Consider the following 26,988-nt stretch of genomic DNA (forward strand, 5'->3'; position numbering starts at 1 on the left):
CGCGGCGGCGCGGAGGGGGAGCCGTCGCGGCCGAGGTGTGTTCGGGACCAGATCCCCGTGGAAGTCCGGCCCCGTCCCACCCCGCCCGGTTATCCACAGGGCAAGCGGCGGGGGACGATCTCTGCGATCTTGCCCGTGTGGAGCGGACCGACTTGAGGGCGCTGGCGGACAGAGGCGTCCTCCTCACCTCACGTGCCGTCGAGGCCGGCTGGCCCAGGCGCAGCCTGACGCGGGTGCTGCGCGGGGAAGGCTGGAAGCAGCTCCGGCACGGCGCCTGGGCCGAACCGGGGCGCGATCCGGACCTGTTCACCCACCTCAGGGCCGTCCAGCTCCGCGTACCGCAGCTCGTCGTGAGCCATGGTTCGGCGGCTGCTCTCTGGCGGGTCGAGTTGCTCGGCGGTGACCGCCAGGCACTGCTGGACTTCATCGACCCGCACCTCAGCATGCACCGGCTGGGCAGGGGCGTGCGCGTGCACCGGATGACGCTCGGTGGAGGTGACGTGGTGGAGAGGCAGGGGCTACGGCTCACCACCCCGACCCGCACCTGCGCCGACCTCCTCCGCCGCGGTCCCAGGGACGAGGCGGTCGTCGCCGTCGACTCCGCCCTCACGTACCGCAGGGTCGGGCGGGTCCGACGCGCACCGCTGGTCCGGAAAGAGGAGATCGCCACCGCGCTGGGGAAGGCTTCGCTGGGGTCGGCCCGGGCCCGGGAGTGGCTCCGGATGACCGATCCGCTCGCCGGCTCCCCTGCCGAGACGGTTGCCCGACTGCGCATGTACGACGCCGGTCTGCACCCCGAGAGCCAGGCGGAGCTGCGCACGCCGGACGGCAGTCGCCGCGTCGTCGACTTCCTCTTCCGGGCGGCAGGGCTCGGGGTGGAGATCGAGGGGTACGCCTACCACGGCACCCGTGAAGCCCACCGCCGGGACGTCCACCGTTTCAACCAGCTCCTCCGCTGCCCCGAGATCCGCGGCCTCCTCCGCTTCAGCGCCGAGGACGTCTTCCGGCGGCCCGCGTACATGATCGCGGAGATCAGGGCCACGCTGGTTTCCCTGACCGGCGATTCCGAGTGACCGTGGGGCCGCTCGCTTCTCGGCCAGTGTCGGGCTTCCGCGGTCCGCCTCAAGGGCGCGTTCCGCGTCGCCTTCGGCGATGGTCCTACGGCCCACCCTTGACCCGGCCCGCTCCAGCCCGGCGAAGAAGCGAGCGAGCGGCCCGGAAAGGCAGTGGCCCCAGCCGGTACCGGGCCCTCAGGCCGACCGCGTTCACGCCGTCGGCAAGGGCCGCGCGAACGCACCTCGCACGCACGCCGGGTGAGCTGAGCGGCGAACGGTGGGGGGGAATGCGCGGTCGCGCCTCGCATGCGCGCCGGGTGGGCTAAGACGTCGTTTCCTTCAAGGAAACGACGTCTTAGCGTGCAACATGCCGTACGAAGTACGTGCTCGGGCCGAAGCGCTGGTGCCACAGATCCCCCGTTGCCGCCCTCCGCAGCCGGTTTGCGGACTGTGCCGTGGGGCGCATCGGCTATGACCGGTCCACGGTCACCCGCCCACGCCGTACTTTCGGCCGGGACGGCTCCGCCGCCAACAGCGATGAATCGGGGGCGACCCGGTGCGGCAGCCGGCGGGCGACCGGCAGGACGGCCAAGCCGAGGGCGAATCCGTAACCGGCCACGAGACCGTGCCCGTTGTCTTGGGCCAGCCACATCGCGAGGCCGGCCGCCGGAACGCTCACGGCGAGCAGCCGCTCTCGGGGGGCTGTGCTGGTCAGTACGAGGCCCGCTGCGAGGGTGGCGGCGAGGAAGTACGTCGCGCCCGAGCTGCCGGCAAAATTACGGGGGTCGGTGCTGCGGGCGGTTTCGCCGAACAAAGCGTCGATGTGCTGGGGCAGTAGGATGCCGGCGGCGAACAGCGTGAGCGTCAGGGGCCAGCGCCAGAACCACTGTGCCAGCGCTGAGACCACTGCCAGGGTGGCGATGTTCCAGAGGGCACCGAAGATTCCGCCGTTCTGCATGAACACCGAGGTCACCACACGCCACCATCCGGTCCTGCGTGGATCGCTGTCCAGTGCGTCCATCGCACCCGGCCAGGCCTTCTGGAGGAGCACCGCGCCGACGGCCAGGGCGGTGAGGACGACCGCACCCCAGGGAACAGGACGACGACGGATCGTCCTCTCGCCTACGAGCAGTACGCCCGTCCGGAACATCAGCACCAACAGTGCCGCGGTCGTTATGTTGAACAAAATTGCGCTCAAGCAGCTCATCCCCCGTAATGAGTCTCGTCAGGTCGGTGATCACCGTAGCCCTTGAGGGGTTGATGTCCCGCTGCTGGACGTCGTCGCGGGTCTCGCCGCTGCTTCGCTGCTCCACTTGCCTTGGCTCACGTCGTCCGTGCGGTGGGGAGGTGGAACCGGCCTGCTCGTTTCGGTGCGAGGGCTGGGGTGTGGGGCCCTTCGCACGGTGGTTGGCGGAGTTGGGCCAAGAGGTGGGGAGGCCTGCCGGCGGGAGGGCCCGTGGGGGTGACCCGAATCCGCCAATCACCGGTTCCGAGGCGCAGCGGAACGGGAGCGCCCTTGACTCACCTCGCGGAAGCCCGACACTGGCCGGGAAGCGGGCGGCCCAACGGTCACTTCGAAGCGCCGGGCCCGGTCATCCCCTCCCCCTCAGCTCCCCCTTCAGTACCTTTCCGCCGGCGTTGCGCGGAAGGGACCGTACGAACTCCACCGACCTCGGCACCTTGTAGTTCGCCATCTCGCGGCGGGACCAGGTGATGAGGTCGTCCGAGGTGAGGTGGGAGTGGGGGCGGCGGACGACGTAGGCCTTGGCCACCTCGCCCAGGCGGGGGTCGGGGACGCCGACGACCGCCGCGTCCAGGACGTCGGGGTGGGTGAGGAGGAGCTGCTCTATCTCCGCCGGGTACGCGTTGAAGCCGCCGACGATGAACATGTCCTTCAGGCGGTCCGTGATGCGCAGGTTGCCCGCCGCGTCCAGGACGCCCACGTCGCCCGTGCGCAGCCAGCCGTCCGGGGTGATCGCCTCGGAGGTGGCCCCGGGGTCGTCGTAGTAGCCCCGCATGACGTTGAAGCCGCGGACCAGCACCTCCCCGGGGGTGCCGGTGGGGCCGGCCACTCTCACCTCCGTGCCGGGGATCGCGCGGCCGGACGTGGAGGCGATCAGTGCCGGGTCGTCGCCGCGGCGGCACATCGTGACGATGCCGGCCGCCTCCGAGAGTCCGTAGGCGGTCAGGACGGTGCCGACGCCGAGTTCCTCGCGCAGGCGTTCCACCAGACGGAGGGGGACCACCGCGGCGCCCGTCACCACCAGGCGGAGGGTCGACAGGTCGTGGGCGTCCCGGGCGGGGTGGTCCAGGAGCTGCTGGTGCAGGGTGGGCGGGCCCGGGAGGACGGAGATCCGTTCCGCCGCGATGTTGGCCAGGGCCGTGTCCACGTTGAACACCGGCTGCGGGATCATCGTGGCCCCTCGCATCAGGCAGGCGAGCACCCCGGCCTTGTAGCCGAAGGTGTGGAAGAAGGGGTTGACGATCAGGTAGCGGTCGGACGGCCGGAGACCGGCCAGGTCCGCCCAGGTCGCGTAGGCGCGCAGGGTCTGGCCGTGGGTGATCATCGCGCCCTTGGGGCGGCCCGTCGTACCGGATGTGAAGACGATGTCCGAGAGGGCCGAGCCGGTCACTTCACGGGCGCGGGCCCGTACGTCCCCCGGCGGCACGCCGTCGCCCGCCGCCAGGAAGTCCTTCCACGTCTCGAAGTCGGGCGGGGCGTCGTCCGAGAGGACCACCACCCGGTCGAGGGCGGGCAGGGCGGGGAGGGGTCGCCTCGCGGCCGGTGTTCCGGCGCCGGCCGCTCGCCGCAGCGACGCCACGTAGGAGGTGCCCAGGAACGTTCCCGTCACGAACAGCAGCCTCGCCCCGCTGCGGCGCAGCACGTCCGCCGCCTCCGCGCCCTTGAAGCGGGTGTTGAGCGGTACCAGGACCGCGCCCGCGGACACCGCGCCGAGGGACGCGGTGATCCAGTCCAGGGTGTTGGGGGCCCAGACGGCCACCCGGTCGCCCGCCTCCACCCCGCGGGCCAGGCAGGCCGCGGCCGCCCGCTCGATCCGGGCGCCCAGTTCGGCGTAGGTGATCCGCGTACGGCCGTCGGCCACGGCCTCGGTGTCCGCGAACCGTCCGGCCGCCCACCGCACCAGTTCCGGGATGGTCTCCCACGACGCCGTCACGGACCGGCCTCCCCCCGCCGCACAGGTAGCTGACTGACCGTCAGATTAGCGGTAATCTGACGGCCTGTCAGGAGAGGGGGCCGTACATGGCAGGAGCAGGGCTCAAGGACGCCACCGCCATCGTCGGGATCGGACAGACCGCGTTCGCCCGGCACTTGGCCGAGGACGAGCGGACGCTCGCCTGCCGGGCCGTGCTCGCCGCGCTCGACGACGCGGGCATCGCACCCGGCGAGGTGGACGCGCTCGCCTCCTACACGATGGAGGCGACCGACGAGGTGGAGCTGGCGAAGGCCGTCGGGTTCGGGGACCTGACCTTCTTCGGCAAGGTCGGGTACGGGGGCGGCGGTTCCTGTGCGACCGTCGCGCACCTCGCCGCCGCCATCGCCTCCGGGCAGGCCACGGTGGGGGTCGCGTGGCGGTCGAGGAAGCGGGGCAGCGGGCCCCGGCCGTGGACCGACACGGCCGTGCAGCTGCCGACACCGGGACAGTGGACCCGGCCCTTCGGGCTGCTCCGGCCCGTCGACGAGATCGCCATGCTGGCCCGGCGGTACATGCACGAGTACGGCGTGACGCGGGACCACCTCTTCAACGTCGCGCTGGCCTGCCGCAACCGGGCCAACCAGAACCCGGCCGCCGTGATGTACGAACGGCCGCTGACCCGCGAGATGTACATGACCTCCCGCTGGATCAGCGAGCCGCTGTGCCTGTACGACAACTGCCTGGAGACGGACGGCGCGCTCGCCTGTGTGGTGGTGGGCAGCGAACGCGCCCGGGACTGCAGGCAGCGGCCCGTGTACGTCCACGCCGCCGCGCAGGGCCTGCCCGCCCAGCACCACGGCATGGTCAACTACTGGAACGACGACCCGCTGACCGGCCCCGCCTGGACCGCCGCCCGGCACCTGTGGAAGCACGCCGACCTCACGCCGGAGGACGTCGACGTGGCGCAGATCTACGACGCGTTCACCGCGCTGGTCCCGCTGTCCCTGGAGGGCTACGGCTTCTGCGCGCGCGGCGAGGGCGGCGCCTTCACCGAGCAGGGCGCCCTGGAGACCGGCGGGCGGCTGCCGGTCAACACCGGCGGCGGCGGGCTGAGCGAGGCCTACGTGCACGGCTTCAACCTCGTCAACGAGGGCGTCAAGCAGCTTCGCGGGACCAGTACCGCCCAGGTTCCGGGCGCCGCGGCCTGCCTGGTCACGGCCGGTGAAGGCGTCCCCACCTCCGCCCTCCTCCTCAGGAGCTGATCCGTCATGCTCGATCCCGTCACCGACAACGACGGCGCGCCCTTCTGGGAGTACGCGGCCCGCGGCGAGCTGCGGGTCCAGGCGTGCGGCGACTGCGGGGAACTCCGCTTCCCGCCCCGGCCCTGCTGCCCGCACTGCCAGTCCTTCGCGGCCGGGTGGCGGGCGGTGTCGGGGCGCGGGCGGGTGTGGTCGTACGTCGTGCCGCATCCGCCGCTGCTGCCCGGTTACGCGGAGCAGGCGCCGTACAACGTGGTCGTCGTGGAGCTGGAGGAGGCCCCGCGGATACGGCTCGTGGGGAACGTGGTCGCGCACGCCGGGGCGCCGCTGAACTCCCTCGACCCGGCCCGGCTGAGGATCGGCGCCCGGGTGCGGGCGGTCTTCTCCGGCGGGCTGCCGCAGTGGGTGCCGGCGTGAACACCGTCCGCCTCGACGTGGGCGAGGGCGCCGGCGTCGCCGTGGTCACCCTGGACCGGCCCGGGCGGCTCAACGCCGTCGACCTCGCCATGGTCCGGGAACTGTCGGACCTCTGGCGGGAGTTGCGGTTCGACGACTCCGTGCGGGCCGTCGTGCTCACCGGGAGCGGGGAGCGGGCGTTCTGTACGGGCATCGACCGGGACGCCGTCGTACCGCAGCCCTCGTCGCCGTACATGCAGGACGATCCGCTGCTGGGCATCGGGCCGAAGGCGAACGGCCTGTGGAAGCCGGTGATCGCCGCGGTGTGCGGGATGGCGTGCGGCGGGGCCTTCTACCTGCTGGGGGAGAGCGAGTTCGTCGTCGCGGACCCGACGGCCGTGTTCTTCGACCCGCACACCACGTACGGCATGGTCAGCGCCTACGAGTCGGTGCTGATGGCCGAGCGGATGCCGTTCGGGGAGGCCGCGCGGATGATGCTGATGGGGACGGCCGAGCGGATGTCGGCGCGGCGGGCGCACGAGATCGGGCTGGTGTCCGAGATCGCGGAGGAGGGGCGGGCGGTGGAGGCCGCCGTGCGCTGCGCCCAGGTCGTCGCCGGGTATCCGCCTCAGGCGGTGCAGGGGACGGTGCGGGCGCTGTGGGCGGCGAAGGAGGCGGCGCGGGCGCAGGCGTTCGCCCAGGCGCCGCACCTGATCACGCTGGGCAGTCTGCCGGCCGGGCGGCAGGCGGAGCTGTTCGCCGCCCGCCGCCGGGAGTTCCGGGTGCGCTAGCGGTCAGTGCGCGAGGCGCGCCGTCCCGTCCACCTCGCAGTGGTCGAGCAGGTCGGTGTGGGCCTGCTGCGTGAAGGGGACCCGGACCGTCCTGGTGCCGTGGGCGGGGACGGAGACCTGCGTGCGGCCCGAGTCGATGGCGGGCGGGCTCTCCGGCAGGAAGAGCACCTCGACGGTGAAGGCGGCCTTGCGGCTGTTGGGGTTGGTGACCTCGACCGTGGCGTACGGCTTCCCGGCGGTCGCGCAGGCGATCAGCCTGGCCGTCCCCTCCTTCAGCGGGGCGCCGCTGCCGCCGCCGGACGGGGTGGAGGTGGGGCGGTGGGTGCGCCGGTAGGAGCCGCCGCCCGTGCTGCCGGTGCTGCCGTAGTCGTCGTCCGAGCCGTACGAGGAACCGCCCGAGCCGCCCGAGGAACCGCCCGAGCCGCCCGAGGAGCCGTACGATCCGCCGCCCGAGGTGGACGACGAACCGTCGTGGTCCTGGTGCGAGCTGCTGCACCCGCCCCCGCCGCCGCTCCCCCGGCTGCCGTGGTGCCGGCCGGACGAGAAGCCGGTCAGGCTGAGCACCACCAGGGTCAGTACGGCCGTGAACCTGAGCGCGCGCGTCCGTGTAGGCATGTGCATGCCCGCACCCTAGCCGCCGGGCGCACCGCATGGCGTCCACCGGGCGCCAGGGGTAGCGTCAGCCGTGGACGGCCGCCGTCTGGAGCCCTTCCGTGCAGACCCGGTACGACGGCCGTCGCGCGAACTCACGCGGTCCGCGCGGTCCCCGTCCCCTTCTCCGCGTCCAGCGCGTACACGCACCGGTCCTTGCTGCACGCGTACACCACGCCGTCCTTGACCACCGGGGAGCCGGTGATCTCGCCGCCGGTGGCGAGCTTCCAGCGCAGCCGGCCGTCGTCGGCCTTCAGCGTGTACAGGAGGTGGTCGGTGGAGCCGAAGTGGATACGGCCCTCCGCCACCGCGGGCGCGCCCACGACGTCGCCGCCCGCCTGGAACCGCCACTTGGGGGTGCCGGTGACCGCGTCCAGGGTGTACAGGCCCTTGCCGCTGCCGACGTGCACGTGCCCGGCGGCCACCAGGACCGGCTCGATGGAGGCGCGGGCCTCGGTGGCGATGCGCCAGCGGTCGCGGCCGTCGGCGGCGTCGAGGGCGTAGACCGTGCCGAGGTAGTCGGCGAGGTAGACACCGCCGCCGGTGACGGCCGGCCCCGGGGCGAAGGCGGGCGGGCTGAGGAAGACCGCCGGGGCCTCGAAGTGCCAGCGGACCCGGCCGCTGACCGCCTCGACGGCGAGCACGCGGGTGCCGGCGGAGATGTAGACGTGCCCGTCGGGCGCCGGGGCGAGGCGCACCGGGACGCCGCCGCAGGAGGCCGCGTCGCCGATGGGGTACGACCAGCGCTCCTCGCCGGTGCGGGCCTCCAGGGCGCGCAGCCGGGCGTCCTGCCAGACGTACACCGTGCCGTCGTGCACGACCGGGCCGGCCTCCGGGGACTCGAAGTCGGTCTGGCAGCCGGTGATCTCCCACAGCTTCTGGCCGCCCACGGCCTCCCAGGCCTGGACGCCGCCGCCGCGGGTGCCGGTGACGACCGTGCCGCGGTCGGCCTGGAGGGAGTACACCCAGGCGTCCGTGGACAGCCGCCACAGGTCGGTGCCCTCGCGGGCGTCCAGGGCGAACAGGGTGGGGCCGTCGGAGGCGTGGATACGGCCGTCCGCCACCGCCATGGACCAGGCGACGTCCCGGGTCTTGAAGCGGCGGCGGCCGGTGCCCACGTCCAGGGCGTGCACCTCGAAGGAGGTGACGTAGACCAGGTCGCCGTCGACGGACGGGGTGCCCCAGACGTCGTTGGACATGCGGAACCGCCAGGGGCGCCAGCCGCTCGCCGTCTCCGGAGGCGCCGGCGGTACGGGCGGTACCGCGGGGTCGGCGCCGGCCAGGCCGGGGCGGGGCCGGGACCAGCCGGCCACCAGGCCGGCCTCGGGCGGGGGTGCCTTGACGGCGGCGGCGCGGGCGTCGGCGACCCGGGGGCCGGGGCCGATGGGCACCTGGGCGCCGGCCAGCCGGACCGGGCCGGTGTCGGGGGCGCCGACCGGGACGGGCACGGGTGCGGGGGCCGGGACGGGCGGGTCGTAGGGCGGCGGCGGGGGCACGGCGGCCTGCCGGTCGCCGCTGCGCGGGCCGCCGGTCGGGACCGGGGCGGGCTTGGCGGCGGGACGGCCGCCGCGGCGGGACTCGATGAGCGCGACGGCCTTCTCGGGCAGCCAGGCGGAGGCGGTGCCGCTGTCGTCGGAGCCGGAGCCGAACAGGTGCGGGGCGAGCTGGGCCTGGAGGTCGGCCGGGGTGGGGCGGGCGGTGGCCTCCATCTGCATGCAGACCTCGATGAGCGGGCGCAGCTCGTCGGGCAGGCCGGTGAGGTCCGGGCCCTCCCGGAGCAGCATGAAGACGGTCTCGACCGGGTTGGCGCCGTGGAAGGGCGGGTGGCCGGTGGCCGCGAAGACCAGCATGGAGCCGAGCGAGAAGACGTCACTGGCGCCGGTGACGCTGCGGGAGTCCTTGGCCTGCTCGGGGGACATGTAGGCGGGGGTGCCGACGGCGACGTTCGTCATCGTCAGGCGGGTGTTCGAGACACCGGAGGCGATACCGAAGTCGATCACCCGGGGGCCGTCCTCGACCACCAGCACGTTGGAGGGCTTGAGGTCGCGGTGGACCAGTCCGGCGCCGTGGATGGACTGGAGGGCCTCCGCGACGCCCGCGGCGAGCCAGCGCACGGCCTGGGCCGGGAGCGGCCCGCACTCGTTCACTATCTCTTCCAGCGAGGGCGCGGGCACGTAGGCGGTGGCCAGCCAGGGCACGGCGGCGCGCGGGTCGGCGTCGACCACGGCCGCGGTGTAGAAGCCGGAGACCGCGCGGGCCGCCTCCACCTCGCGGGTGAAGCGGACGCGGAAGAGCTGGTCCTCGGCCAGCTCGGTGCGCACCGTCTTGATCGCCACGCGCCGGCCGGACGCCGAGCGCGCGAGATAGACCAGCCCCATGCCGCCGGCCCCCAGCCGGCCCAGCACCTCGAACGGCCCGATCCGCCGCGGATCGTGCTGCGTCAGCTGATCCACCACTTGCCTGCCACCTCCCCGTACGAGCCGCGCCACTCTCCATATGTACGCGACCGGAGTGCAGCGTCTCACCACCGCACCGCCGTGGCGGTACGCACCCCGATTCTTCCTGGCCGGGCGGCTGGTTGCGAACCCGGTGACAATCGGGGTGTCTCATGCTGTAGTGACCCAAAGCGGACCCGTCAGCGCTGCAGCAGTGCGAACGATGCCCCCTGATTGTCGGTGACGACGGCCACTCGTCCGTACGACGTCTCGAAGGGTGGCGCCTGGACGCGCCCGTCGAGCCGCTGTACGGTCCCCAGCGCGTCCGCCAGGTCCGCGACCCGGAAGTGGACGAGGAAGTGCGGGGGCATCTCGGCCGGGAAGACGTCGGTGACGTCCGCGCGGCCGAAGTCGGGCGCGGCGCCGGTGCCGAACAGGGCGTCGTGGAAGAGGCCGCCGTAGAAGGCGTTGGCGGCGGCGGTGTCCCGGGTGTACAGCTCGGCCCAGACGAAGGTGCCCGGCTCGCGCCGCCGCCCGAAGCCGGTGTGGGTGCCGGGCTGCCACAGGCCGAAGACGGCGCCCTCGGGGTCGGCGGCCAGGGCGGCGGTACCGAGATCGCCGACCGGGAACGGGGCCATGACCATCTGCCCGCCGGCGGCGGTGATCCGCCGGCCGAGGGCCCCGGCGTCGGCGGTCGCGAAGGACACCGTCCAGACGGTGGGCATACGGCCGTCCGTCTTGGGCGCCAGCGAGGCGACGAGGTCGCCGTCCAGCCGGGCCCAGACCGAGGAGCCGTACGCCGCCTCGAAGGTCCATCCGAAGAGCTCACCGTAGAACCGCTTGCCCGCCTCGACGTCGGGCAGCTCGGCGTCCACCCAGCAGGGGACGCCCTCCCCGTATGTCTCTTCGTTCGCGGATGCCCTATTTTCGGCCATGTCGTCAAAGTAACCGGGCCGCGCGCACCCCGCAGACCAGGCACACCATCCCCGAAAGCCCCCTGCACCCCATTTGCAGTCGGCCGAATCGCGCTCCGATCACCCCTCGGTAAGCTGACGACATGACAGGACAAGTGCGTACCGTCGACGGCCGCGTGGCCGGCCGGCGTGGGCAGGCGACCCGGCAGAAGCTGCTCGACTGCCTCAGCGAGATGCTCAGCTCCTCCCCGTACCGGGACGTCAAGGTCATCGATGTCGCCCGGAAGGCGGGCACTTCGCCCGCGACCTTCTACCAGTACTTCCCCGACGTCGAGGGCGCCGTCCTGGAGATCGCCGAGCGGATGGCGGCCGAGGGTGCGGGGTTGACGGAACTGCTCCAGGGGCGCAGCTGGGCCGGCAAGTCCGGCTGGGCCACGGCGCAGGAACTCGTGGACGGCTTCCTGGAGTTCTGGCGCAGGAACGATGCGATTCTGCGGGTGGTGGACCTCGGCGCGGCCGAGGGGGACAAACGGTTCTACAAGATCCGCATGAAGATCCTGAACTCGGTCAACAACTCCCTCGCGGACTCGATCGCGGAACTCCAGTCCAAGGGCCGCGTCGACAAGGACGTGAACCCGGCGGCGGTGGCCGGTTCGCTGGTCGCGATGCTCGCGGCGGTGGCGGCCCACCAGAAGGGCTTCACTTCCTGGGGTGTGAAGCAGGCCGAACTCAAGCCGAACCTGGCGCTGTTGGTGCACCTGGGCGTGACCGGGAAGAAGCCGAGCAAGTAGCCCCCATTTTTTTCTTTCCGCACCCGAATCCCGCACCGAGATCCCGCACCGAAGTCCTGTCTGGCGGGCGGCAGTTCACCGAGGTGAGCTGCCGCCTGCCGTGCTACGCGGGCAGCGGGCGGTCCCGCACCACGTGCTTCATCACCAGGGTCGACGTCAGCCGCTGCACCCCCGGCAGGGTCGCCAGCCGCTCGTCGTAGAGCCGCTGGAAGGCGGCCAGGTCGGCGGTGGCCACCCGGAGCAGGTAGTCCGGCTCGCCGAACAGCCGCTGGGCGTCCAGCACATGCTCCAGCTCGCCGACCGCCCGCTCGAACTCCGCGACCGTGTCCCGGTCCTCCTGGCGCATGGACACGAAGACCAGCGCCTCGAAGTTCAGGCCGAGCGCGGCCGGGTCCACCACCGCGCGGTAGCCCTGGACGGCGCCGGAGCGCTCCAGCTCGCGCAGCCGCCGGTGGCAGGGCGAGACACTCAGCCGCACCCGGGCGGCCAGCTCGGTCACGGTCAGCCGCCCGTCCTGCTGGAGCTCGGCAAGGATTTTCCGGTCCACATCGTCCATGAAGAAGATATTTGCTCAGCATACGCGATCATGGGCAAACTTCAGAAACACTTTCGGGCTATTCACGCCTAATGTCCCCCGTATGGACTCGGGACTGCTCTTCTCCTTCCTCGTCGTGGACCTGCTGCTGGTGTGCGTACCGGGCGCCGACTGGGCGTACGTCATCGCCACCGCCCTGCGCGGCGGCTCGGTGGCACGCGCGGTGGCGGGCCTGGTCTGCGGCTACGCCCTGCACACGGTGCTGGCGACGGCGGGGCTGGCGGTGCTGGTGGCGGGCTCGCCGCGGCTGCTGACGGCGCTGACGGTGGCGGGCGCGGGCTATCTGCTGTGGCTGGGCTGGGGCGTGCTGCGCCGCCCGGCCGTCCCGGACGCGGACGGCGCGGCGGCACCCGACGGCCGGCTCTTCCTGCGCGGCGCCACGATCAGCGGCCTGAACCCCAAGGGCCTGCTGCTCTACCTCTCGGTGCTCCCCCAGTTCCTCACCCTCACCGGCGCCCACCTCCCCGTGCCCGCCCAGACGGCGGCCCTCGGCCTGCTGCACATGGCGTGCTGCGCGGCCGTCTACCTCGCCGTCGGCGCCCTCGCCCGCGTCCTCCTCACCGCCCGTCCGGCGGCCGCCCGCGCGGTGACCCGCACCTCGGGCGCGGCGATGCTCGGGATCGGCGCGCTCCTGCTGGCGGAACGGCTCTCGACGCTCTGACACGGCCGGGCGCGAGCGCCAACGGCTCGCCACGTTCCGGAGCGAGGTCCTCGGCTACGTCGAACTCGAACGGGAACCGGACGGGAGCATCGCGATCGGGCCGCCCGACGCCGGCCTCGGCGGCCCGCAGCCCATCCTCGTCCTCAGCCCCGGCAGCGACCCGCGGGCCGGGAAGCTCCCCCTGCACATCGACGTCAACGCCACCGACCGCGACCAGGACGCGGAGCTGGAGCGGCTGCTCGCCCTCGGCGCCGGGCCCGCCGACGCCGGCCAGACCGGCACCGGGAGCCGGCACGTCCTGGCCGACCCGGAGGGCAACGAGTTCTGCCTGCCGCGCACCCGGCTGAAGCCCCTCCGAACCCGTGCCCGAAGGGCAGGGGCTGTCTTCCGGAACCGGAAGACAGCCCCTAGCCGCTGCCGGGCGTGCGGGTCAGCCGGAAGATCCTGATCTCCCGCGCCACCCGCCCCTGGTACACGGCGTACGGCGGCCAGAACGCCAGCAGTTCCCGCCAGACGGCGGCCCGTTCGCCGCCGGTGAGGAGGCGGGCGGTGACCGGGATGTCCTCCCCCTGCATGCTGATGGAGGCGTCCGGGTGGGCGAGGAGGTTGTGGGTCCAGGCGGGATGGCCCGGGCGCCCGAAGTTGGAGCCGACCAGGATCCAGCCGCCGCCGTCCCGCTCCGGCATGCAGGCCAGCGGGGTCCGGCGGGGCCGGCCGCTGCGGGCGCCGGTGGAGGTGAGGACCACACCGGGCAGCAGCAGGGCGCTCGGCAGCACCCTGCCCCGGGTGAACCGGTGCACGGCCCGGTCGAGGGCCGGGATCACGTGCGGGGCGGCCTTGGCGAACGCCCGGGTCGAGGACACCTTCTGCACGAGACGCAGCAGCCCGGCGCCGCCCCGCCCGCGCACCGCTCCGGCCGCGCCCATCAGACGGCCACCTCCCCGCCCGTGAACAGCCCCGCCGTCTCGGCGGCCCGCTCGCGCAGCCGGTGCGCCGGGCCGAACAGCAGCTCGTCGCCGGTCGCCCGCTTGAAGTACAGGTGGGCGTCGTGCTCCCAGGTGAAGCCGATCCCGCCGTGCAGCTGGATGCCCTCGGCGGCGGCGCGGCGCAGCGCCTCCAGCGCCTGGGCCAGCGCCAGGGCGCCGGCGCCTTCGCCGCGTCCGGCCGCCCAGGCGGCGTAGCAGGCGGCCGACCGCGCCGCCTGCACCGCCACGTACACGTCCGCCAGCCGGTGCTTCACGGCCTGGAAGGAGCCGATGGGCCTGCCGAACTGCACCCGCTGCCCGGCGTACTCCACGGTGCGCTCCAGCACCCGGCCGGCCGCGCCCACGGCCTCGGCCGCGAGCACGGCGGCGACGGCGTCCCCGGCCGCGGCGAGGGCGGGCAGCACGTCCGTGTCCGGCGAGCCCAGCACCTCGGCGGGCACGTCCCGCAGTTGCAGGCGCCCCTGCGGCCGGGTGGCGTCCAGCGCGGACTGCCGGGCCCGTACCAGCCCCGGCTCGTCACCCGCCACCAGGAACAGCAGGGTCCGCGACCGGGCGAACCCCCCGGTGTGCGCGGCGACGAGCAGCAGCCCCGCGCTGTGCCCGTCCAGCACCTGCGCGACCTCGCCGTACAGCCGCCAGCCGTCTCCGGCGCGCCGGGCCTGCACCCCGCCGGCCCGTCCGCCGCCGGCGCTGTACCCGGCGTTCGCGCCGGTCAGGGCGAGGGCGGTGGTGAGCGCGGGCCCGGAGACGGCGAGGGCGGCGGTGAGCGACCCGGCGGCGATGCGCGGCAGCAGCTCGGCGCGCTGCGCCCCGGTGCCGAGGGCGAGGAGCAGCGGGGCGGTGAGCACGGAGGTGGCGAGCAGGGGTGAGGGGGCCAGGGCGCGTCCGGTCTCCTCGCAGGCGAGGGCCAGCTCGGTGACCGAGCAGCCGGCACCGCCGTACCGCTCGGGCAGGGCGAGGCCGGGCAGGCCGAGCTGCTCGGCGAGGGCCGGCCACAGCAGGGGGTCGTGTCCGGCGGGGGTGTCGACGGCGGCCCGCAGCTCCGCCGGGCCGCAGCGTTTGCGCAGCACCTCGCGCAGGGTCCGGCGGATCTCGTCCTGCTCGGCGGTGAGGCGCGTGTCCATGGCCTTCCTCCCTATCTGACGGAGCGTCATATTAGGGAGGCCGGAACCAGATGCCCAGAGGGAGGAGCCCGCTCATGAAGCGCGGGACCAGGAAGACCGCCGTGGTCGGCGTGGCGCTGTCCGACTGCGGACGGGTGGCCGGCCCGACGGCGTACGCCCTGCACGCCCAGGCCGCCCGCAGGGCGCTCGCCGACGCGGGTCTGGACCGCGCGGTGGTCGACGGCTTCGCGTCGGCAGGCCTCGGCACACTGGCCCCGGCGGAGGTCGCCGAGTACCTGGGGCTGCGCCCCGCCTGGGTGGACTCCACCTCGGTCGGCGGCGCGACCTGGGAGGTCATGGCGGCGCACGCGGCGGACGCGATAGCGGCGGGCCACGCGAACGCCGTGCTGCTGGTGTACGGCTCCACGGCCCGGGCGGACATCCGGGCGGGCCGCCGCACGGGCACCCTGTCCTTCGGCGCCCGCGGCCCCCTCCAGTTCGAGGCACCGTACGGCCACACGCTGATCGCGAAGTACGCGATGGCGGCCCGCCGGCACATGATCGAGTACGGCACGACGGTCGAGCAGCTGGCGCAGGTGGCGGTCCAGGCCCGGGCGAACGCGTCCCTGAACCCGGAGGCGATGTTCCGCGACCCGGTCACCGTCGACGACGTGCTGTCCGGGCCGCTGATCGCGGACCCCTTCACCAGGCTGCACTGCTGTCTGCGCTCGGACGGCGGCGCGGCGGTGCTGCTGGCGGCCGAGGAGTACGTGCGGGACTGCCGTACGGCCCCCGTCTGGATCCTGGGCACCGGCGAGCACGTCTCCCACGCCGCGATGTCCGAGTGGCCGGACTTCACGGTCTCCCCGGCGGCGGTGAGCGGCCGGCTGGCCTTCGCCCGGGCGGGGGTGGCCCCGGCGGACGTCGACTTCGCGGAGATCTACGACGCCTTCACCTACATGACCCTGGTGACCCTGGAGGACCTGGGCTTCTGCGCCAAGGGCGAGGGCGGGGCCTTCGTGGAGAAGGGCCGGCTGCTGGTGCGGGGCGGGGAGCTGCCGGTGAACACGGACGGGGGCGGGCTGTCGGCGCAGCACCCGGGGATGCGCGGGCTGTTCCTGCTGGTGGAGGCGGTCCGGCAGCTGCGCGGTGAGGCCGGGGAGCGCCAGGTGCGGCGCCGGGACGGCGGGTTGCCCCGGCTGGGGGTGGCGTCCGGGACCGGGGGGTGGTTCTGCTCATCGGGGACGGTGGTGCTGGGGAAGGACTGAGCCGGGAGCCAGCGGTGATACTCGCCCCATGGAACAGCACGATCTCCACGAACTGCTCCGCTCGCTGCGGGTCTGGGACCCCGAGGCGACCCGGCTGCCGCCCTTCGACCCCGACACGGCCCCTCCCACGCCGCTGGCCCTGTTCACGAGCTGGTTCGCGGAGGCGGTGGCCGCGGGGCAGCCGGAGCCGCACACCATGTCGCTGGCGACCGCGGACGAGGAGGGCAGGCCGGACGTCCGGATCGTGATGCTGCACGGCGCCGACCCGGACGGCTGGTCCTTCGCCACGCACGCCACCAGCCGCAAGGGCCGCGCGCTGAGCGCCCGGCCGTACGCGGCCCTCGCCTTCTACTGGCCGGTGCTGGGCCGCCAGGTGCGGGTCCGGGGGCCGGTCGCCTCGGCGCCGTCCGAGGAGAGCCAGGCCGACCTGCACGCGCGGTCCACGGGTGCGCTGGCCGCCGCGCTGACCGGCCGGCAGAGCGAGGAGCTGTCCTCGGTGGAGGAGCTGCGGCGGGTGTCGGAGGCGGCCTGGGAGCGGGCCCGGGCCCATCCCGAGGAGCCGTCGCCGACCTGGACGCTGTACCGGCTGCGCCCGGAGAGCGTGGAGTTCTTCCAGGGGGACCCGCAGCGGCGGCACGTACGCCTGGAGTACCGCAGCACCGGGTTCGGCTGGAGCAGGACGCTGCTGTGGCCGTAGGAGGTTCCGCCCCGCACAAGTCCTCCGCGCCGCCGGTCACACTTCTCCCGTGCCGTCCGTCAGGGCAGTGACAGCGCCACACGAGTCCTGAGGAGACGGCGATGGAGAAGCGTCCGGTCACGGCGGAGGTCCCGATGGCACCCCGGATGCCCGAGGACCCCGCACAGCTGGTGCCCGAGCTGGCGGAGGTGTCGGCGGCCCTGTTCCGGGTCACCGGCAACGGTTCGGTGCCGCGCTCCACGATCGGCCTGGTCCAGCTGCGGGCCGGGCAGATCGTGGGCAGCACCTACCTGGCCGTCCTGCACACCGGGTTCCTGCGCAAGGCCGGGGAGTCGGAGGAGCGGATCGCATCGGTGGCGTGCTGGTGGGACTCGCCGTACTTCACGGCCGCCGAGCGGGCCGCGCTGGCCCTGGTGGAGGCGGTGCTCCAGCCGTCCGCGGGCGGCGAGCGGGTCTCCGACGAGCTGTACGCGCGGGCGGCCGGGCACTACGAGGGCAAGGCGCTGGCCACGCTGATGTTCGCGATCGGCCAGGTCGGCTTCTTCGTCCCGGTCGCGCTCGTTGCCAAGCCGGTGCCGGGCCGGTCGTTCACCGACCCGTGGAACTGACGGCCCCCGGGGCCGCCCGGAACACCGGGATCCCGTCCCGGAACGCCACCTCCAGCGGCATGCCGGCCCGCACGGTGTCCGCCGGGCAGTCCACCAGTTCCGTCATCATCCGGGGGCCCTCGGCCAGGTCGACCACCGCGGCCAGGTAGGGGACGCGGCCGGTGAACGGGGGGAGGTCGTTGTGGTGGACCGCGGACCACGTGTAGAGCGCGGCCCGGCCGCTCGCCTCCTCCCAGGCCACCTCCTCGCTCCAGCAGTGCGGGCAGAACTCCCGCGGGTAGTGGTGGGCCCGGCGGCAGGCCCCGCAGCGGCGGATCAGCAGCCGGCCCCGGGCCGCCGCCTCCCAGTAGGGGCGGGTGAGGGCGTCGGCCTCGGGGAGGTCGTGGCGCGGGCCGTCCATCAGAACCACCCCAGCGCCGCGTCCAGCGACCACGTCTGCCAGGACATGCCGAAGAAGCCGGTCAGGGAGATCAGGGCCATCATCGAGTTCTGGCCCTGCTCCGCCCAGTCGTGGACCATGAGGACGAAGTAGACGGCGTTGAGGAGCAGGCCGCCGATCAGCGCGACCGGGGTCAGGAAGCCGGCGATCAGGCCGAGTCCCAGGGACAGTTCGGCGTAGGCGACCACGTACGCCATCAAGCGGGGGCGGGGTGCGACCACCGTCTCGAAGCCCGCCCGGACCGGGGCCCACCGGTGTCCCGCCGCCACGTCCGCCGCCCAGGCGATGCCGCTGCCCCGCTCGAACCAGGCCTTCTTGTCCTTGTGCCGCCAGCTCTCCAGCCACCACAGGCCCAGACCGATCCGCAGCGCCGCCAGCCATCGCGCGCCGTCGAGCCATATCGAGTCCATGGATCTGACGGTACGTCAGATGCGAGCGGATGCCCACCCGTGAGGCCGGCGGCCGGCGGGACGGGAGGCGGCCGGATCACCCTTCGCGTGCAGCCGTGATCAATCCGCAACCAATTCCGGTCTTGACCGAGACCCATCAACCGGGTGTGTGATTACGCTCCCGCTCATGGCCGTCTCCCGTCCCTCACCCGTCCACCTCTCGCCGACCCCCGCCGAGCGCCCGGTCTACGTCATCGGCGCCGGTCCGGGCGGACTCGCCGCCGCGTACGCGCTGCGGGCGCGGGGCGTCCGGGCCGTGGTCCTGGAGAAGTCCGACCGGGTCGGCGCCTCCTGGCGGCGGCACTACGACCGGTTGCACCTGCACACCACCCGGCGGCTGTCCGCGCTGCCCGGCCTCGGCATACCCCGCAGGTTCGGCCGCTGGGTCTCCCGGGACGACGTGGTGCGCTACCTGGAGAAGTACGCCGAGCACCACGCGCTGGAGATCGTCACCGGCGTGGAGGTACACCGCGTCGAGCGGACCGGGGACGGCACCGGCTGGCTGCTGCACGCCTCCGGCGGCCGGGAGCTGACCGGCAGCGCGGTGGTCGTCGCCACCGGCTTCAACCACACTCCCCGGCTGCCCGACTGGCCGGGCCGGGAGGGGTACGGCGGTGAGCTGCTGCACGCCGGCGGGTACCGCGACGCCGAGCCGTACCGGGGCCGTGACGTGCTCGTCGTCGGGATCGGCAACACGGGCGCGGAGATCGCCGTGGACCTGGCGGAGGGCGGGGCCGCCCGGGTCCGCCTGGCGGTGCGCACCCCGCCGCACATCCTGCGCCGGTCGACCCTCGGGTGGGCCTCGCAGTACACGGGTGTGCTGGTCCGGCGGCTGCCGGTGCGGCTCGTGGACCGGCTGGCCGGGCCGGTGGGGCGGCTGAGCACCCCGGACCTGTCCGCGCACGGGCTGCCCCGCCCGGACACCGGCCTGTACAGCAGGGTGCGGCAGGGCGCGATCCCGGTCCAGGACGTCGGCCTGATCGACGCCGTGCGCAAGGGGAAGGTGGAGATCGTGGCCGCGGTGGAGGCGTTCGAGGACGGCAAGGTGGTCCTCGCCGACGGCAGCCGGATCACCCCCGACGCGGTGATCGCGGCGACCGGGTACGTGCGGGCGCTGGAGGGGCTCGTCGGACACCTCGGGGTGCTGGACGGGCGCGGCCGGCCGGTGGTGCACGGCGGCCGCACGCCCGCGCAGGCGCCCGGCCTGTACTTCACCGGGTTCACCAATCCCATCAGCGGGATGCTGCGGGAGCTCGCGATCGACGCGGGGAAGATCGCGCGGGCGATCGCCAGGGGATTTCCCACCCATCGGTAACTTTGCCGTTCCACCTTGTTCCTGACGGTCCGTCAGTTCAGTAACCTGACAAAGCGTCAGCTACAGCTGGCCGTCATGGCTGTCTCACAGGAGGCGGGCGGAACGATGCTCGGATCGACACACGGCACCCTCACCACCGACTCCCGCCGGGCCCGCGTCATCGCCTGCGGCGAGCAGCGGCCCGGCCCCGCCGTCCACGACCGGGTGGCGGACCTCGACGTCAGCGGGCGCCCGCTCCACGCGGACGTACCCGACCTGAGCCGCTTCTTCCGGCCGGAGTCGGTCGCCGTGATCGGCGCGTCGGACGCCGAGGGCCGGCCGAACACCGGGATCACCCGGCAGCTGCTGGACTGGGCCGGGCGGGTCGGGGCACGGGTGCATCCGGTGCACCCGACCCGGCCGTCGGTCTTCGGGCTGCCCTGCGTGCCCGGCATCGCCGAACTGCCCGAAGAGGTCGACCTGGCCGTCCTGCTGGTGGCCGACCCGCTCCCGCTGATCGGGGAACTCGGCGAGGCGAAGGTGAAGTTCGCGGTCGCCTTCGCCTCGGGGTTCGCGGAGACCGGGGAGGCCGGCGCCGCGGCGCAGGAGCGGCTGGCCGGGGCCGTACGGCGCTCGGGGCTGCGGCTGCTCGGGCCGAACACCAACCTCAACGCCTTCGAACGGTTCCGGGAGGACCTGTCCGGGCCGGCCGTCGCGCTGATCACCCAGTCCGGACACCAGGGCCGGCCCGTCTTCGCCCTGCAGGAACTCGGCGTCCGGCTCTCGCACTGGGCGCCCACCGGCAACGAGGCCGACCTGGAGACCGCCGACTTCCTCTCCTGGTTCGCCGAGCAGCCCGAGGTCGGGGCGATCGCCTGCTACGTGGAGGGGCTCAAGGACGGGCGCGCCTTCCTGCTGGCCGCGGACCGGGCCGCCCGCCGCGGGGTTCCGGTGGTCGCCGTGAAGGTGGGCCGCACCGAGACGGGCGCCCGGACGGCCGCCTCGCACACCGGCAAGCTCACCGGCGCGGACGACGTGGTGGACGCGGCCCTGCGGCAGTACGGCGTGATCCGCGTCGACGCCCTGGACGAACTCCAGGACACCGCGGCCCTGCTGGCGCGGGCCCGGGCACCCCTGGCGGACGGCGTGGTCGTCTACTCCATCTCGGGCGGCACCGGCGCGCACGTCGCCGACCTGGCCGCCGGGGCGGGGCTGCGGCTGCCGCGGCTGTCCCCGCAGAAGCAGGCCGAGCTGCACCAGTGGATACCGGAGTACCTGCACGTGGCCAACCCGGTGGACAACGGCGGCCATCCGGTCGGCGACGCGCGCGGCCGGAAGATCATCGACGCGATCCTGGCCGATCCCGCGGTCGGCGTCCTGGTCTGCCCGGTGACCGGCCCCTTCCCGCCGCTGAGCGACAGGCTCGTACGCGACCTGGTGGCCGCCGCCGAGGAGACGGACAAGCTGGTGTGCGTGGTGTGGGGCTCGCCGGTGGGCACGGAGGCGGCGTACCGGGAGGTGCTGCTCGGCTCGTCGCGCGTGGCCACCTTCCGCACGGTGGGCAACTGCCTCACCGCGGTCCGCGCCTGGCTGGACCACCACCGCTTCGTGAGCGACTACCGCTCCCCCTTCGACGAGGCCCCGCGCACCCCGTCCCCCTCCTGCCGCAAGGCCGAGGCGCTGATGCAGCCCGGTCACCGGCTGAGCGAGCACGCGGCCAAGCAGCTGCTGCGGGCGTACGGCATCCGGGTGCCGCGCGAGCAGCTGGTGACCAGCGCGGCGGCGGCCGTACGGGCGGCCGGGCAGGTGGGCTACCCGGTGGTGATGAAGGCGTCCGGCGCGCAGATCGCCCACAAGACCGAACTGGGCCTGGTGAAGATCGGCCTGACCTCGGCGAGCCAGGTCCGCGACGCGTACCGCGAGCTGACCGACATCGCCCGGTACGAGGGGGTCGGTCTGGACGGGGTCCTGGTGTGCCAGATGGTCGGGCAGGGCGTGGAGATGATGGCCGGCGTCACCCACGACGACCTCTTCGGGCCGACGGTGACGGTCGGGCTCGGCGGGATCCTGGTGGAGGTGCTGCGCGACGCGGCGGTGCGCGTGCCGCCCTTCGGCGAGGACCAGGCCCGCGCCATGCTCGGCGAACTGCGCGGCCGGGCCCTGCTGTCCGGCGTCCGCGGTCGCCCGCCGGCCGACGTGGAGGCGCTGGTGGAGGTGATCCTCCGGGTGCAGCGCATGGCGCTGGAACTCGGTGACTCGATCGCGGAGCTGGACATCAACCCGCTGATGGTGCTGCCCCGGGGGCAGGGAGCGGTGGCGCTGGACGCGCTGGTGGTGTGCCGGTGAGCGAGGCCGTACGCCACGAGATCCGCGACGGCGTCGCGTACCTCACCCTGAACCGGCCGGAGTCCCTGAACGCCCTCACCCCGGCCATGCGCGACCGCCTCGTCGACCTGCTGGCGGAGGCGTCCGCGGCCCCGGACGTCCGGGCGGTGGTCCTCACGGGTACCGGGCGGGGCTTCTGCGCGGGTGCGGACCTGCGGGGCGGGGCCGGTCCCGGCGACCGGGTCCCGGGTGATGTGGCACGGCTGCTGCGGCTGGGGGCGCAGCGGCTGATCTGTGCCGTGCTGGACTGCGAGAAGCCGGTGCTGGCCGCGGTGAACGGCACGGCGGCCGGCCTCGGCGCGCATCTGGCCTTCGCCTGCGACCTGGTGCTGGCCGCCGAGTCGGCCCGCTTCGTCGAGGTCTTCGTCCGCCGCGGCCTGGTCCCGGACGCGGCCGGCGCCTACCTCCTGCCCCGGCTGATCGGCCCGCAGCGGGCGAAGGAGCTGATGTTCTTCGGCGACGCGGTGCCGGCTCCGGAGGCGCACCGTCTGGGCCTGGTCAACCGGGTCGTCCCGGATCCGGGCCTGCCGGCGGCGACCCTGGAGTGGGCGACCCGTCTGTCGGCCGGCCCGACGAGGGCCCTGGCCCTGGCCAAGCAGCTCCTGAACATCTCCCTGGACACCGACCGCGCCTCCGCCCTCGCGGCGGAGGCCTGGGCCCAGGAGATCAACATGACGACGGCGGACGCCGGGGAGGGCCTGCGGGCCTTCGCGGAGCGCCGGGACGCGCGGTTCCGGGGCCGGTGACTCCCGCGGGGTTCCTATCTGACATTCCGTCAGCTTCAATGAGCCCATGATGGGACACGCAGGGGCGGCGGCCGCCGCCGTCCGGTATCTGGGGGCCGGCCCCGTCGAGGCGCTGCCCCGGCCGGAGCTGCGGTGCGTGCGGGAGGACGAGCCGGCGCCCGTGGGCCAGGCGGAGTTCCGGCGGGTGCTGGGCGGCTTCGCCACCGGGGTCACCGTGATCACCGCGCCCGGCGCGCCGGACACGGGCGGCCCCGCCGGGTTCGCCTGCCAGTCCTTCTCCTCCCTCTCCCTCGAACCGCCCCTCGTGTGCTTCCTGGTGGGCCGCGCCTCCACGACCTGGCCGCGCATCGCCCGCGCCGGTGCCTTCTGCGTCAACGTGCTGAGCGCCGGCCAGGACGAGCTGTGCCGGGCCTTCGCGGTGAGCGGCGCCGACAAGTTCGCAGGGGTGGCGTACGACCCGGCGCCCGTCTCGGGGTCGCCGCGGCTCGCCGGTGCCGCCGCCTGGATCGACTGCGCCGTGCACGCCGTGCACACCGGGGGCGACCACCTCATCGTCGTGGGACGGGTGGCCGCCCTCGGCGCGGACACCGCGGCGGAGCCGCTGCTCTTCCACCGGGGGCGGTTCGCGCGGCTGCGGGACCACTGAGCCCGCCGCCCGGCGCCTTGCGCGGTGGGTGCGTTCAGGACACGGCGAGGGCGTGGACGGCCGGCGTGCCGCGCCGGATGACCAGCGCCATCAGGGCCGCCGCCGCGCACAGCGTGCCGGAGGCGTACCAGACGACGTCGTAGGAGCCGAAGACGTCCCGGGCGGCCCCGCCGAGGTAGGCGACGAGGGCCGCGCCGATCTGGTGGGCGGCGAGCACCCAGCCGAAGACGATGGCGCTGTCCTCGCCGAACTGCTCGCGGCACAGGGCCAGCGTGGGCGGCACGGTGGCCACCCAGTCCAGGCCGTAGAACACGATGAAGAAGAGCATCGGCGGGTGGACGGCGGGGCCCAGCAGCATCGGCAGGAAGAGCAGGGACAGCCCGCGCAGGGCGTAGTAGACGGCGAGCAGGCGGCGCGGTTCGAAGCGGTCGGTGAACCAGCCGGAGGCGATGGTCCCGACGACGTCGAACACGCCGATCACCGCCAGCAGCGAGGCCGCCGTCGTCACGGGCATCCCGTGGTCGTGCTCGGCGGGCACGAAGTGGGTCTGCACCAGGCCGTTGGTGGACGCGCCGCAGATCGCGAAGGTGCCGGCGAGCAGCCAGAAGGTGCCCGTGCGGACCGAGGAGGACAGCACGCCGAGCGTGCGGCGGGCGGCGCCGGGGACGGGCGCCGGCTTGGGGACGAACTCCCGCGCGCCGTACGGGGCCACGCCCACGTCGGCCGGGTGGTCGCGCAGCAGCAGCCAGACGAAGGGGACCACGGCGAACGCGGCCAGGGCGACCGTGACCGCGGCGGGCCGCCAGTCGTGGCGCTCGACGATCCAGGACAGCAGCGGCAGGAAGACCAGCTGGCCGGAGGCGGAGGCCGCGGTGAGGATGCCGCTGACCAGGCCGCGCCGCTCGGTGAACCAGCGGTTGGTGACCGTCGCCGCGAAGGCCAGCGCCATGGACCCGGTGCCGAGCCCCACCAGCAGGCCCCAGCAGAGCAGCAGCTGCCAGGCCGCCGTCATCCACACGGTCAGACCCGAGCCGATCGCGATCACGGTGAGCGCGGCGGCGACCACACGGCGGATGCCGAAGCGGTCCATCAGCGCGGCGGCGAACGGCGCGGTGAGGCCGTACAGCGCGAGGTTGACGGAGACGGCCGCGCCGATCGTACCGCGCGACCAGCCGAACTCCTGGTGCAGCGGGTCGAGGAGCAGGCCGGGCAGTGAGCGGAAGGCCGCCGCGCCGGTGATCGTGACGAACGTGACGGCGGCGACGAACCAGGCGCGGTGCACGCGGTGGCGCCGGCCGGGCGGGGCCTGGACGGGGACGGCGGCGGGTCGGGTCTGAGTCACGTCGTCCAGACTCCGGTACGCGTGCCCGCGCATCGAGTGGCCCGGCGGACAGCCTTCGCTACGATCGGGCCATGACCACCACAGGGGAATCCCGGCCGCACCGGATAGCCGTCCTCGCCCTGGACGGCCTGCTGCCCTTCGAGCTGGGCATCCCGCACCGCATCTTCGGCCGCCCCCGGGACGCGCGGGGCCGGCACCTGTACGAGGTCGTGACCTGCTCGGTACGGCCGCCCGGCCCGGTCGAGACGGACGCCGACTTCGCCGTGCACGTCGCCCACGGCCCCGAGACGCTGGCCACCGCCGACACGGTGATCGTCCCGGCGTCGTACGAGCGCGGCCCGCTCTACGACGAGGGCCGGCTCACCGACGACCTGGCCGCCGCCCTCGCCCGCATCCGCCCCGGCACCCGGCTCGCCTCCATCTGCACCGGCGTCTACGTCCTCGCCGCCGCCGGCCGCCTGGACGGCCGCCCGGCGACCACGCACTGGGCCGACGCCGAGCGCTTCCAGCGGATGTTCCCGAAGATCAGGGTGGACCCGGACGTGCTGTTCATCGACGACGGTGACGTGCTGACCTCGGCCGGCGTGGCCGCCGGGATCGACCTGTGCCTGCACATGGTCCGCCGCGACTTCGGCACGGCCGTCGCCAACGACGTGGCCCGCCGCACGGTCGTACCGCCCCACCGCGACGGCGGCCAGGCCCAGTACATCCACCGTCCGGTCCCCGACCCCCAGCTGGCCACGACGACCGCCGCCCGGGCCTGGGCGCTGGGCCGGCTGGACGAGCCGATCCAGCTGCGCGACCTGGCCGGGCGGGAGGCCATGTCGGTGCGCACCTTCACGCGCCGCTTCCGCGAGGAGGTCGGCGTCAGCCCCGGCCAGTGGCTCACCCAGCAGCGCGTGGAGCGCGCCCGGCACCTGCTGGAGACCACCGACCTGTCGATGGACCAGGTGGCCCGGGAGTCGGGCTTCGGCACGGCCCAGTCGATGCGCCAGCACCTACAGGCGGCGCTCGGGGTCACGCCCACCGCCTACCGGCGCACCTTCCGCACCGGCGGCGCCGAGCGGCACGGCGGCGCCGGCACCCCGCGCTGACCGGGCCAGGCGTATCTCGCCCCACCAGCCGACCGCCGTCAGCAGCAGGGTGAGGGCCACCCCGGCGAGGATCGCCGTCGAGGGCGCCGCGAGCGGCAGCAGGGCGCCGGCGAGGGAGCCGGTGGCCGCGTAACCGGCACCGACGGCCGCGTACATGACCGAGTAGCCGGCGGCCAGCGCTCCCGGCGGGAGCACCTCGCGCAGGGACAGGTTGCGGGTGAGCATCGCGCCGGACTGGAGCAGCCCCGCCACGCCGAGCGCCGCCGCGATGCCCGGCGCGCCGGGCATCAGGGCAACGGCGGCCACCGCGGCGGACGTCCCGGCCATCAGGACCACGCTGCGGGTCCTGAGCCGCCCCGGCCAGCTCCGCACGCCGTACAGGAAGGCGCCGACGGCGGAGGCCACCGACATCACCGTCAGCAGCGGGCCCGCCCAGCCGACGCCGACACCGCGCTGTTCCAGCAGGGCGGGCAGCACGAGTTCGGCGAGGGCCAGCAGGGACAGGCTGGCCGCGCCCGTGACGTACACCGGCCAGGCCCGGGCCAGTACGCGCAGCCTCGACGTGTCCGTCCCGTCCCGCCGCCCCTGCTCGTCCTGCCCGTCCGCCGCCCAGCCGGCCGGCAGGAGCCACAGGCCCACCACGGACGCGGCCATCAGGGCGGCTTCGAGCAGCAGCGGGAACCGCGGGCCGGCCCCGAGGGCGAGGCCGGTGACGGTGGCCGGGGAGACGGCCCAGACACCGAACGTGAGCATCGACTCCACGGACAGCGCCTGGGCCGCCGCGTGCCCCGGCACCAGGGAGGTGAGCAGCGCGCGCAGTCCGCCGGGCGCCGCGGCGGGACCGGCCCCGGCGAGGAACGCGAACGCGGCGAGCACCGCGCCGGGCGCGCCCGGGAACGCGCCGAGGCCCGCGAAACCGGCCGCGCCGGCGGCGAGTCCGGCGGCCAGGTGCGGCCGGGCCCGGCGGGCGTCGAGGCGCATGCCGAGCACGGGGGCGCCGACGATCTCACCCACGACGTACGCGGCGGCCAGGGCCGCGCCCAGGGAGTAGCCGCCCGGGCGTTCGCGGACCAGGAAGACCAGGGCCAGCGGGGCCATGGCCACCGGCATCCGGGCGCCGACGGCCACCAGGGCCCAGGTCAGGACCCGCCGGGAAACGACATCGCGGTAGCTCATGCCTCGACGGTAGGGGCCGGTACCGACAACCGCCGCCCCGTTTTCCCGAGCC

The 26,988-nt window shown here is 74.2% G+C and carries 26 protein-coding genes and 1 pseudogene; 15 read left to right on the forward strand and 12 right to left on the reverse strand.

The features are described 5' to 3' along the window. The first annotated feature begins 137 nt into the window (after positions 1 to 137). Positions 138 to 1,073, forward strand: a complete 936-nt coding sequence (locus IG05_RS49155) for a hypothetical protein (RefSeq protein ID WP_037813561.1) — start codon at positions 138 to 140, stop codon at positions 1,071 to 1,073. Between the two features lie 451 nt (positions 1,074 to 1,524). On the opposite strand, the gene IG05_RS0111875 is transcribed toward IG05_RS49155, so the two are convergent. After that, positions 1,525 to 2,253 carry a hypothetical protein gene (locus IG05_RS0111875; RefSeq protein ID WP_199808290.1) on the reverse strand — a complete coding sequence of 243 codons (729 nt, stop codon included), beginning with the start codon at positions 2,251 to 2,253 and terminating at the stop codon, positions 1,525 to 1,527. A gap of 394 nt (positions 2,254 to 2,647) precedes the next feature. Next, a complete protein-coding gene (locus IG05_RS0111880; protein WP_030341768.1) occupies positions 2,648 to 4,231 on the reverse strand; it encodes a FadD3 family acyl-CoA ligase in 1,584 nt (527 codons plus the stop codon). A gap of 86 nt (positions 4,232 to 4,317) precedes the next feature. Here IG05_RS0111880 and IG05_RS0111885 point away from each other — a divergent pair, with 86 nt between their 5' ends. Genes IG05_RS0111885 through IG05_RS0111895 form a run of 3 tightly spaced genes read left to right on the forward strand, consistent with a single transcriptional unit; the run spans position 4,318 to position 6,656 of the window. After that, a complete protein-coding gene (locus IG05_RS0111885; RefSeq protein ID WP_030341769.1) occupies positions 4,318 to 5,472 on the forward strand; it encodes a lipid-transfer protein in 1,155 nt (384 codons plus the stop codon). 6 nt (positions 5,473 to 5,478) lie between these two features. Then, complete coding sequence (locus tag IG05_RS0111890; protein ID WP_030341771.1) at positions 5,479 to 5,886, forward strand: Zn-ribbon domain-containing OB-fold protein; 408 nt, start codon at positions 5,479 to 5,481, stop codon at positions 5,884 to 5,886. After that, the gene (locus tag IG05_RS0111895; protein ID WP_030341773.1) at positions 5,883 to 6,656 is read left to right on the forward strand and encodes an enoyl-CoA hydratase/isomerase family protein; all 774 of its coding nucleotides are present in this window, start codon (positions 5,883 to 5,885) and stop codon (positions 6,654 to 6,656) included. The genes IG05_RS0111890 and IG05_RS0111895 overlap by 4 nt, the downstream gene beginning before the upstream one ends. Positions 6,657 to 6,659: 3 nt before the next feature. Here IG05_RS0111895 and IG05_RS0111900 read toward each other — a convergent pair whose 3' ends face one another. From IG05_RS0111900 to IG05_RS0111910, 3 genes are all read right to left on the reverse strand, one after another. Continuing rightward, positions 6,660 to 7,271, reverse strand: coding sequence for a hypothetical protein (locus IG05_RS0111900; RefSeq protein ID WP_030341775.1), 612 nt, complete (start codon positions 7,269 to 7,271; stop codon positions 6,660 to 6,662). A 131-nt stretch (positions 7,272 to 7,402) separates the two neighbouring features. Beyond that, positions 7,403 to 9,763: a PQQ-binding-like beta-propeller repeat protein gene (locus IG05_RS0111905; RefSeq protein WP_030341776.1), complete on the reverse strand. Its 2,361-nt coding sequence runs from the start codon at positions 9,761 to 9,763 to the stop codon at positions 7,403 to 7,405. 179 nt (positions 9,764 to 9,942) lie between these two features. Then, complete coding sequence (locus tag IG05_RS0111910) at positions 9,943 to 10,677, reverse strand: VOC family protein (protein ID WP_199808291.1); 735 nt, start codon at positions 10,675 to 10,677, stop codon at positions 9,943 to 9,945. A gap of 134 nt (positions 10,678 to 10,811) precedes the next feature. On the opposite strand from IG05_RS0111910, the gene IG05_RS0111915 reads away from it, so the two are divergent. Further along, on the forward strand, positions 10,812 to 11,447 hold the full coding sequence (locus IG05_RS0111915; RefSeq protein ID WP_030341779.1) for a TetR family transcriptional regulator: 636 nt from the start codon (positions 10,812 to 10,814) through the stop codon (positions 11,445 to 11,447). 103 nt (positions 11,448 to 11,550) lie between these two features. Here the strand turns inward: IG05_RS0111915 and IG05_RS0111920 are convergent, their stop codons facing one another. After that, positions 11,551 to 12,003 (reverse strand): Lrp/AsnC family transcriptional regulator, encoded by a 453-nt coding sequence (locus tag IG05_RS0111920; protein ID WP_030341781.1) that lies wholly within the window; start codon positions 12,001 to 12,003, stop codon positions 11,551 to 11,553. 82 nt (positions 12,004 to 12,085) lie between these two features. Here IG05_RS0111920 and IG05_RS0111925 point away from each other — a divergent pair, with 82 nt between their 5' ends. Further along, positions 12,086 to 12,703: a LysE family translocator gene (locus IG05_RS0111925; protein WP_030341785.1), complete on the forward strand. Its 618-nt coding sequence runs from the start codon at positions 12,086 to 12,088 to the stop codon at positions 12,701 to 12,703. 19 nt (positions 12,704 to 12,722) lie between these two features. Next, positions 12,723 to 13,151 (forward strand): annotated as a pseudogene (locus IG05_RS44925) (VOC family protein); the annotation flags it as partial. On the opposite strand, the gene IG05_RS0111930 reads toward IG05_RS44925, so the two are convergent. Continuing rightward, positions 13,111 to 13,629, reverse strand: coding sequence for a nitroreductase/quinone reductase family protein (locus IG05_RS0111930; RefSeq protein WP_051789732.1), 519 nt, complete (start codon positions 13,627 to 13,629; stop codon positions 13,111 to 13,113). The pseudogene IG05_RS44925 and the gene IG05_RS0111930 overlap by 41 nt on opposite strands. Further along, positions 13,629 to 14,813 carry an acyl-CoA dehydrogenase family protein gene (locus IG05_RS0111935; RefSeq protein ID WP_030341788.1) on the reverse strand — a complete coding sequence of 395 codons (1,185 nt, stop codon included), beginning with the start codon at positions 14,811 to 14,813 and terminating at the stop codon, positions 13,629 to 13,631. The genes IG05_RS0111930 and IG05_RS0111935 overlap by 1 nt, the downstream gene beginning before the upstream one ends. A 74-nt stretch (positions 14,814 to 14,887) precedes the next feature. Between IG05_RS0111935 and IG05_RS0111940 the strand changes: the two genes are divergently transcribed. The 3 genes from IG05_RS0111940 to IG05_RS0111950 all read left to right on the forward strand — a co-directional run bounded on the left by IG05_RS0111940 (position 14,888) and on the right by IG05_RS0111950 (position 17,365). After that, complete coding sequence (locus IG05_RS0111940; protein ID WP_030341790.1) at positions 14,888 to 16,060, forward strand: thiolase C-terminal domain-containing protein; 1,173 nt, start codon at positions 14,888 to 14,890, stop codon at positions 16,058 to 16,060. 28 nt (positions 16,061 to 16,088) lie between these two features. Beyond that, entirely contained in the window at positions 16,089 to 16,757 is a 669-nt protein-coding gene (locus tag IG05_RS0111945) for a pyridoxine/pyridoxamine 5'-phosphate oxidase (protein ID WP_030341792.1), read from the forward strand. A 101-nt stretch (positions 16,758 to 16,858) separates the two neighbouring features. Then, on the forward strand, positions 16,859 to 17,365 hold the full coding sequence (locus IG05_RS0111950; RefSeq protein ID WP_030341794.1) for a carboxymuconolactone decarboxylase family protein: 507 nt from the start codon (positions 16,859 to 16,861) through the stop codon (positions 17,363 to 17,365). On the opposite strand, the gene IG05_RS0111955 is transcribed toward IG05_RS0111950, so the two are convergent. Both IG05_RS0111955 and IG05_RS0111960 read right to left on the reverse strand, forming a co-directional pair. Further along, positions 17,346 to 17,765, reverse strand: coding sequence for a Zn-ribbon domain-containing OB-fold protein (locus IG05_RS0111955; RefSeq protein ID WP_030341796.1), 420 nt, complete (start codon positions 17,763 to 17,765; stop codon positions 17,346 to 17,348). The genes IG05_RS0111950 and IG05_RS0111955 overlap by 20 nt on opposite strands. Beyond that, the gene (locus tag IG05_RS0111960) at positions 17,765 to 18,214 is read right to left on the reverse strand and encodes a DoxX family membrane protein (protein WP_030341797.1); all 450 of its coding nucleotides are present in this window, start codon (positions 18,212 to 18,214) and stop codon (positions 17,765 to 17,767) included. Before IG05_RS0111960 ends, IG05_RS0111955 begins: the two co-directional genes overlap by 1 nt. Before the next feature lie 166 nt (positions 18,215 to 18,380). Here IG05_RS0111960 and IG05_RS0111965 point away from each other — a divergent pair, with 166 nt between their 5' ends. The 4 genes from IG05_RS0111965 (at position 18,381) to IG05_RS0111980 (ending at position 23,324) form a co-directional block, all read left to right on the forward strand. After that, complete coding sequence (locus IG05_RS0111965) at positions 18,381 to 19,568, forward strand: flavin-containing monooxygenase (protein WP_030341799.1); 1,188 nt, start codon at positions 18,381 to 18,383, stop codon at positions 19,566 to 19,568. Positions 19,569 to 19,673: 105 nt separating this feature from the next. Then, positions 19,674 to 21,893 (forward strand): acetate--CoA ligase family protein, encoded by a 2,220-nt coding sequence (locus IG05_RS0111970; RefSeq protein ID WP_030341801.1) that lies wholly within the window; start codon positions 19,674 to 19,676, stop codon positions 21,891 to 21,893. After that, entirely contained in the window at positions 21,884 to 22,678 is a 795-nt protein-coding gene (locus IG05_RS0111975) for an enoyl-CoA hydratase/isomerase family protein (protein ID WP_030341803.1), read from the forward strand. Before IG05_RS0111970 ends, IG05_RS0111975 begins: the two co-directional genes overlap by 10 nt. A gap of 49 nt (positions 22,679 to 22,727) precedes the next feature. Then, complete coding sequence (locus IG05_RS0111980; RefSeq protein ID WP_037813638.1) at positions 22,728 to 23,324, forward strand: flavin reductase family protein; 597 nt, start codon at positions 22,728 to 22,730, stop codon at positions 23,322 to 23,324. A 34-nt stretch (positions 23,325 to 23,358) separates the two neighbouring features. Here IG05_RS0111980 and IG05_RS0111985 read toward each other — a convergent pair whose 3' ends face one another. Further along, on the reverse strand, positions 23,359 to 24,666 hold the full coding sequence (locus IG05_RS0111985; protein ID WP_199808292.1) for an MFS transporter: 1,308 nt from the start codon (positions 24,664 to 24,666) through the stop codon (positions 23,359 to 23,361). 71 nt (positions 24,667 to 24,737) lie between these two features. Here IG05_RS0111985 and IG05_RS0111990 point away from each other — a divergent pair, with 71 nt between their 5' ends. After that, positions 24,738 to 25,760, forward strand: a complete 1,023-nt coding sequence (locus tag IG05_RS0111990; RefSeq protein WP_030341807.1) for a GlxA family transcriptional regulator — start codon at positions 24,738 to 24,740, stop codon at positions 25,758 to 25,760. Here IG05_RS0111990 and IG05_RS0111995 read toward each other — a convergent pair. Further along, the gene (locus IG05_RS0111995) at positions 25,665 to 26,936 is read right to left on the reverse strand and encodes an MFS transporter (RefSeq protein WP_037813567.1); all 1,272 of its coding nucleotides are present in this window, start codon (positions 26,934 to 26,936) and stop codon (positions 25,665 to 25,667) included. The genes IG05_RS0111990 and IG05_RS0111995 overlap by 96 nt on opposite strands. Positions 26,937 to 26,988 lie beyond the last annotated feature (52 nt).

The sequence above is a fragment of the Streptomyces sp. NRRL S-1022 genome (assembly GCF_000720135.1).
GTDB lineage: Bacteria > Actinomycetota > Actinomycetes > Streptomycetales > Streptomycetaceae > Streptomyces.

Coding starts and splice junctions, on each gene's coding strand:
- IG05_RS0111885 (WP_030341769.1), top strand. CDS start 4,318: ATGGCAGGAGCAGGGCTCAAGGACGCCACCGCCATCGTCGGGATCGGA.
- IG05_RS0111890 (WP_030341771.1), top strand. CDS start 5,479: ATGCTCGATCCCGTCACCGACAACGACGGCGCGCCCTTCTGGGAGTAC.
- IG05_RS0111900 (WP_030341775.1), bottom strand. CDS start 7,271: ATGCCTACACGGACGCGCGCGCTCAGGTTCACGGCCGTACTGACCCTG.
- IG05_RS0111910 (WP_199808291.1), bottom strand. CDS start 10,677: ATGGCCGAAAATAGGGCATCCGCGAACGAAGAGACATACGGGGAGGGC.
- IG05_RS0111920 (WP_030341781.1), bottom strand. CDS start 12,003: ATGGACGATGTGGACCGGAAAATCCTTGCCGAGCTCCAGCAGGACGGG.
- IG05_RS0111925 (WP_030341785.1), top strand. CDS start 12,086: ATGGACTCGGGACTGCTCTTCTCCTTCCTCGTCGTGGACCTGCTGCTG.
- IG05_RS0111930 (WP_051789732.1), bottom strand. CDS start 13,629: ATGGGCGCGGCCGGAGCGGTGCGCGGGCGGGGCGGCGCCGGGCTGCTG.
- IG05_RS0111935 (WP_030341788.1), bottom strand. CDS start 14,813: ATGGACACGCGCCTCACCGCCGAGCAGGACGAGATCCGCCGGACCCTG.
- IG05_RS0111940 (WP_030341790.1), top strand. CDS start 14,888: ATGAAGCGCGGGACCAGGAAGACCGCCGTGGTCGGCGTGGCGCTGTCC.
- IG05_RS0111945 (WP_030341792.1), top strand. CDS start 16,089: ATGGAACAGCACGATCTCCACGAACTGCTCCGCTCGCTGCGGGTCTGG.
- IG05_RS0111950 (WP_030341794.1), top strand. CDS start 16,859: ATGGAGAAGCGTCCGGTCACGGCGGAGGTCCCGATGGCACCCCGGATG.
- IG05_RS0111955 (WP_030341796.1), bottom strand. CDS start 17,765: ATGGACGGCCCGCGCCACGACCTCCCCGAGGCCGACGCCCTCACCCGC.
- IG05_RS0111960 (WP_030341797.1), bottom strand. CDS start 18,214: ATGGACTCGATATGGCTCGACGGCGCGCGATGGCTGGCGGCGCTGCGG.
- IG05_RS0111965 (WP_030341799.1), top strand. CDS start 18,381: ATGGCCGTCTCCCGTCCCTCACCCGTCCACCTCTCGCCGACCCCCGCC.
- IG05_RS0111970 (WP_030341801.1), top strand. CDS start 19,674: ATGCTCGGATCGACACACGGCACCCTCACCACCGACTCCCGCCGGGCC.
- IG05_RS0111980 (WP_037813638.1), top strand. CDS start 22,728: ATGGGACACGCAGGGGCGGCGGCCGCCGCCGTCCGGTATCTGGGGGCC.
- IG05_RS0111990 (WP_030341807.1), top strand. CDS start 24,738: ATGACCACCACAGGGGAATCCCGGCCGCACCGGATAGCCGTCCTCGCC.
- IG05_RS0111995 (WP_037813567.1), bottom strand. CDS start 26,936: ATGAGCTACCGCGATGTCGTTTCCCGGCGGGTCCTGACCTGGGCCCTG.